Here is a 6111-nt window from a genome sequence, read left to right as displayed (position 1 = left end):
TCACCGCGTTGAATTGAAAGGAGAATCGATGCGAAAAAGAAGAGCAACAGCCAATTGAAAAAGCAAGTCCTAAATTTGAATTGCAAAGACAAATTAGAAAAGCAGTAAAAACAATTTTTTCACTGCCCACATCCCTCAAAAAAACAGGCCTCCTCGCCAGCAAAAAGGTGGGTCAGTTTGCTCCGGCCTGAATGGGTCACCTTGACCGGCTTATGCAAATAGGAAAAGACTAGAAAGAGTAAAACACACATTTAAAAAAAATAAAAATGAAACTACTAGTAACGACCGATTTTTCGGTAAATTCAAAAGGAGCAATTAGGTTTGCTCAAATGCTAGCAAAGCAATCAAATGAAATAGAAGCAACATTCTACCACACTGTACATTTTTTAAAGCCAACTAAATGGAGTGATATTTTCTATAAAACATTTAAACAAGAAGAAATAGAAAGACTTACTGCTGAGCTTAAAAAGTTTGTTTATTCAACAATTGGAGAAGATAAAAATAAGTTTGCCAATATTAAGTTTGTTATTGACTCTGCTATCTCAACCGAGAAAGACATTATAAGATATGCCGAAAAAAACAAAATGGATTTTATTTGTATCGCAACACAAGGTGCTGGTGTATTGAGAAAGATAATGGGTACTCATACATCCTACATTGTAAATAATTCTAAAACTCCCGTTTTGGTTATTCCTAGTCATTATCGTGCTAAAGTATTAAAAAAAGTAACTTACTTATCAGATTTTGAAAACCTAAAGAAAGAAATAGATAAGGTTTCCAAATTTTCGGGTACTGTAAAATGCGGTTTAGATGTATTGCATTACTCATCTATTATTTTTGACAAAAATAAATTTGAACGCAATAAAAGTTTATTTAGTACAGAGGAATATAAAAACATTAAACTAAACATTGTAAAAAATAATCTGGAATTATCTCTTGTAGACAGAATCTCTCAGTTTATTTCTAAATCGAAACCTGAACTTTTAATCATGTTTACAAAAAGAGAAAAGAGTTTTTTTGAGACAATTTTTCTGCCGAGTAAATCTGCTGAACTTACCTATACCACTAAAATACCAGTATTGATATATTCCAAATGAAATCGGCTAAAGGTAACTTTGTTGTAAATATTTTTCGAAAAGCAAAGATTAGCTTTTTAAAAATATACTATGCAAGAGGGAGTGCTCATGAAATTGCATTAGGAGCAGCAATTGGAGCGTTTTGGGGTGTATTCCCAACCTTTGGGTTAAGTACAGTTTTATCTCTACTATTATACAAAATCTTTCGTTTTAACATAGTAGCCGCAATATCAGGTGCATTTATTTCTAATCCTTTAACAAGTCCTTTTTTATTGATGATAAGCTATAAAGTTGGAAGCTATTTTATTAAAACTGATATTCAATTTGATTATGACAATTGGTATAAAAATTTACCCCAAATGGGATATGTTTTAATTATTGGTTCTACCATAGTTAGTTCAGTAATGGGATTATTTGTTTATTATATCACTAAATATACTGTTGAGCGCAGGCGTAACCTAAAAGCTAACAACCCAATTCAAAAGACAAAATGAATCATCACATATTATCTGTTCATGAAACCCAACAATTGCTTAACACAAGCAAAAATGGTTTGCATCAATCTGATGCCGAAGAACGGTTGCTTGAAAATGGAAGGAATGAATTAGTTGAAAAAAAGAAAAACCCTTTTTGGATTCTTATGTTAAATCAATTTAAAGATTTAATGATAGTGATTCTTCTCGTTGCAGCCGGAATATCAATCGCAATCGGAGATGTCAAGGATGCAGTACTGATAATAAGCATCGTATTAATGAATGCACTCATTGGTTTTATTCAAGAATACAAAGCTGAAAAGGCAATGGCTGCATTAAAAAAGATGTCTGCTTTAAACTCTTTGGTTCGAAGGAATGGTAAGCTTATTGAAATAGCAACATCGGAATTAGTAATTGGTGATATTGTTGTTTTAGAGACTGGCGACATTGTTCCTGCAGACATTCGACTTACTGAAACACATTCGCTTAAATTAGAAGAATCTTCTCTTACTGGCGAATCTTATGCCATAGATAAACAAACCCATCAACTCCATTTGGAAAACCTACCCATTGGCGACAGAAGTAATATGGCATTCAAAAGCACCATCGTTTCTTATGGACGAGGCGAAGGCATTGTAGTCGCAACGGGAATGAATACCGAAATAGGACGTATTGCTGCACTCTTACAGGAAAAAGAAAATCTAACTCCTCTTCAAATTAAGCTAGCAAATTTCACTAAAAGATTATCTTTAATTATATTGATTATTTGTGCTATAGTGTATGTTTTGGGTTTACTAAGAGGCGAGGATTCTATAAAGATGCTGTTCATAACAATTTCTGTAGCGGTTGCAGCAATACCCGAAGCATTACCAGCTATTATCACAATCTCATTGGCCATCGGTGCTAAACGATTGGTAAAAAAGAATGCACTCATTCGCAGACTTCCTTCGGTTGAAACTTTAGGTTCAATTACCTATATCTGTTCAGATAAAACAGGTACAATTACCCAAAATAAAATGACGGTTACTGACATCTGGCAACCAAATGAAATAGTATCCTATCAAAACTTCAAAGAAGAAGAGTTGTTATTGTTTGCAATGGAACTAAACCATGATGTTTCTGTAGATGAATTGAATAAATTTAATGGAGATCCAACAGAAATTGCTTTAGTAACATACACCCGAAAACAAAAGCACTACAACGAATCATGGCGAGAAAATAAACGAGTTAATGAATTACCCTTTGACTCTGAAAGAAAACGAATGACAACCGTTTACGAATACAATGGTAAATATATAGCTATTACAAAAGGTGCTGTAGAATCGGTATTAAAATGTTGTACAACACAAGACGATACCGAAATTTTAAAAGTCGTTAATACATTTGCACAACAAGGTAAACGAGTTTTGTCTTACGCTTATTCAATATTGGATAAATTACCTGAAAAAAGTACCATCCAAAACACAGAACAGAATCTTAACTTCATTGGCATAGTTGCTATGATAGACCCTCCGAGAGAGGAAGCCAAACAAGCAATTGCCGATTGCCATTCAGCAGGCATTACACCAGTAATGATAACAGGTGATCATCCTATAACAGCTCACGCAATTGCATTAGAAACGGGTATTATTTACAAAAAAACAGATAAAGTAATTACGGGTGCAGTATTAGAGAGCTATTCTGATGAAGAGTTTGAAAAGGAAGTTGAATACATAAAAGTTTATGCCCGAGTATCGCCTGAGCAAAAATTAGAAATTGTAAAAATGTTACAAAAGAAAAATAATTTTGTAGCGATGACGGGAGACGGTGTAAATGATGCTCCTGCTTTGCGAAGAGCTGATATTGGTGTTGCTATGGGTATTACAGGAACTGATGTAAGCAAAGAAGCTGCCCAAATGATTTTACTGGATGATAATTTTGCTACCATCATTAAGGCAGTAAAAGAAGGTAGGAGAATTTATGATAACATCAGAAAATTTATAAAATATACACTTACGAGTAAGGGTGGTTTAATTTCTATTATCCTTTTAGCACCACTTGTCGGAATGCCCATTCCACTTATACCAATACAAATTTTATGGATTAACTTGGTAACAGATGGACTACCAGGATTAGCCTATGCAGCTGAACCTGCTGAAGAAAACATTTTACAACGACCACCTCGAAGGACAGATGAAACCATATTCACAAAGAGTTTAGGTTTCCATATTTTTTGGGTAGGTTTATTAATGGCAACCATTTGTTTATCTATACAAGCATGGGCGATTCATATTGGGAACGATAAGTGGCCAACTATGGTCTTTACAGTATTATGTATAAGCCAAATGGGGCAAGCCATGGCTATTAGAAGCGACATAAAATCACTATTTCAACAGGGAGTTTTTACCAATAAACAACTGGTTGGTGCTGTTCTACTAACCTTTGCTTTGCAAATGGCAGTAATTTATGTTCCTTTCTTACAGGACATTTTCATTACAAAATCTTTGACCGTTATTGAACTATTAATCTGTATAGGACTATCAAGTATTGTTTTCTGGATAGTAGAAGTAGAAAAATGGATTAAACGGAGAAGTCTAAACATCTCAAGGTCTAAGAAATAATCATGACACTAAAACTCAATACTGACAATGGTTTGCAAGGATGGTGGACAAGAACCACTGGCTATAACACGGGTTTGGCAAAAGTGGCGGTTCAGTGCTCCGCAGACACATTTGTGGTTAATCAAAGTTTGGTTCTCCGCATCAACATTTGTGGTGATAATCGCCACCTTCGCCAAGCCCGAAAACGTTAGGCGCAATGCTAATCCGACTTTCCCTTTATGCAAAGAATAATTACATTCCTGACTCTTTTCTTATCAATGTCCTTTGTACATGGACAAAGTTTAGATGGAACTTATTTCGCCTATGAGCTTAATGGGCTTAGTATAGACACTTCAGGAAAGGTAAACTTTTTTATGAGCGACAGCTTTCCTGCACAAAAGTGGTTTCACCAGGTCAACGTGACAATTAAAGGCAATAATATCACGATAAATAAGATTCCTGTTTTTGTTGACAGCACTGGCAAGAAGTGGTATTCTGCTTCTGATGGTGGCTTTCTTACTTACAAAGGAAAGATCACTAAATCTGCTGGCTTCTTTACTGCCAAGACTCAGCTTGTAGACTATGACTATATTGGCTTTTCTTTATTTGAGCCCCCGATAATTGCTGCTGATGCTGACTCCAGCTTGATTGACAAATCGCTTAGCAGGAAAAATAAACCCCCAGTTTCGGAGCTAAGGAAGACTCATGATGTTACCAAAGGTATTCATGGCTTAGAAGTGTTTTTGCCAAAAGGGACACTCCGACAAGACTATATCCTTAGGCCAAAGGGAGATGGACTTTGGATAAACAATGTATTTTACTATAGAAGTGGTCTCATAAATGGAAATATGATTTTAGAAAGATCATCATACAAGCTAAGAGCACGATTGCTTTGAAGTTTTGTTCTTTGTTTTCATGACGAACAATGCATCTGCGGTAGTTAAATAACCAGGCAAAGAACCGCTCCACCTTCCACCTGCGTTTGTAGCGTCTGAGCTTTCGGCCGTCTTGGGTCTTTTGCCTGACCCTGTTGGTTCTATGTGGCGCAATCATCTCTATACCCATATCAGCTAAGCGCTCATCCAATTCATCACTATCGTATGCTTTGTCACCAATTAATCGCTCTGGCATTTCTTCCACAAACCTGTCGTCCAGGGTCTTCTCTACTAAAGTGACTTCATGAGGACTTGCAGATTCGATCCTGACAGAAAGAACAACACCACCAGCGTCCGTGATTGCCATGATCTTACTGCCTTTACCGCGTTTAGTCTTTCCCACAAAAAGCCCCCTTTTTTGGCAAGTGAAAACGTGCCGTCGATAAAACACTCTGACATGTCTATGCCGCCCCTTTCCTGAAGATCTTTGGCCAATGCCTCAATCAACTTATCAAAGGTCCCATCCTCTACCCATTGCTGAAACCTGCGATGACAGGTTTGGTAGGGTGGATACTCCTTAGGCAGGTCCCGCCATCTGGCACCTGTTTTCACAATCCACAGAATACCTTCCAATACTTCGCGTTTGTCCCTCCAGGGGCGGCCCTTGCCATCACTTCTAACAGGGCCGTCGGGAACAAGACCTTGAATTTGCTCCCATTGCTTGTCTGTCAGTCTCATCCCACAAAATTACCCAACACTATTTATGAGACCACTTCTAGTCAAAAGAGCAAAGCGCCTAACAGTAGCTTTAAAAAATAAAGGCTTTAGAATATGAAGTCATCAAATTACCTTTAGTCGGCAGCAACAAGTATTTGGAACTGAACTTTTTCAAATTCCTTTACTTCTTAAAGCTGTGAACCGTCAAACTGTCTAAAAACTGTTGATAATTGCGCTGGTTGTTGTTTGTGGTTAGCATGTGTAAGCAGTAGCTTTAAGCATGCACTACATCACCGGTACGGACCGCACTCAGGCAGTTCTTTTCCCGCAAAGCCTGGATGATATCATTGATGCAGATAACGAAGTGCGCATCATAGATCTCTTTGTCGAC

Annotated in this window: 5 protein-coding genes; 4 read left to right on the top strand and 1 reads right to left on the bottom strand. The window is 36.9% G+C overall.

What is annotated here, in order from left to right:
• The first annotated feature begins 266 nt into the window (after window positions 1-266).
• The 4 genes from DRJ53_RS20775 to DRJ53_RS20755 all read left to right on the top strand — a co-directional run bounded on the left by DRJ53_RS20775 (window position 267) and on the right by DRJ53_RS20755 (window position 5024).
• Complete coding sequence (locus DRJ53_RS20775) at window positions 267-1097, top strand: universal stress protein (protein WP_114237600.1); 831 nt, start codon at window positions 267-269, stop codon at window positions 1095-1097.
• A complete protein-coding gene (locus DRJ53_RS20770) occupies window positions 1094-1570 on the top strand; it encodes a DUF2062 domain-containing protein (RefSeq protein WP_114237599.1) in 477 nt (158 codons plus the stop codon). The genes DRJ53_RS20775 and DRJ53_RS20770 overlap by 4 nt, the downstream gene beginning before the upstream one ends.
• Window positions 1567-4149, top strand: coding sequence for a calcium-translocating P-type ATPase, PMCA-type (locus tag DRJ53_RS20765; RefSeq protein ID WP_114237598.1), 2583 nt, complete (start codon window positions 1567-1569; stop codon window positions 4147-4149). Before DRJ53_RS20770 ends, DRJ53_RS20765 begins: the two co-directional genes overlap by 4 nt.
• Before the next feature lie 218 nt (window positions 4150-4367).
• Window positions 4368-5024 carry a hypothetical protein gene (locus DRJ53_RS20755; protein ID WP_123893763.1) on the top strand — a complete coding sequence of 219 codons (657 nt, stop codon included), beginning with the start codon at window positions 4368-4370 and terminating at the stop codon, window positions 5022-5024.
• Here DRJ53_RS20755 and DRJ53_RS20750 read toward each other — a convergent pair.
• Window positions 4963-5741 (bottom strand): IS5 family transposase gene (locus DRJ53_RS20750; protein ID WP_206609856.1). Its coding sequence is split into 2 segments (ribosomal slippage): window positions 4963-5411 and window positions 5411-5741, totalling 780 coding nucleotides; the frame shifts between segments, so codons are not numbered across the junction. The two genes, DRJ53_RS20755 and DRJ53_RS20750, sit on opposite strands and share 62 nt — an antisense overlap.
• Window positions 5742-6111: the final 370 nt, after the last annotated feature.

The sequence above is a fragment of the Paracnuella aquatica genome (genome assembly GCF_003332885.2).
In the GTDB taxonomy this organism is placed as follows: Bacteria; Bacteroidota; Bacteroidia; order Chitinophagales; family Chitinophagaceae; genus Flavisolibacter; species Flavisolibacter aquaticus.
Note: the sequence above shows the minus strand (reverse complement) of the source record. Positions and strands in the feature narration are given on the sequence as shown.

What these genes read in the sequence shown, in the direction of transcription:
- DRJ53_RS20775 (WP_114237600.1), top strand. Translation starts at nt 267, where the DNA reads ATGAAACTACTAGTAACGACCGATTTTTCGGTAAATTCAAAAGGAGCA.
- DRJ53_RS20770 (WP_114237599.1), top strand. Translation starts at nt 1,094, where the DNA reads ATGAAATCGGCTAAAGGTAACTTTGTTGTAAATATTTTTCGAAAAGCA.
- DRJ53_RS20765 (WP_114237598.1), top strand. Translation starts at nt 1,567, where the DNA reads ATGAATCATCACATATTATCTGTTCATGAAACCCAACAATTGCTTAAC.
- DRJ53_RS20755 (WP_123893763.1), top strand. Translation starts at nt 4,368, where the DNA reads ATGCAAAGAATAATTACATTCCTGACTCTTTTCTTATCAATGTCCTTT.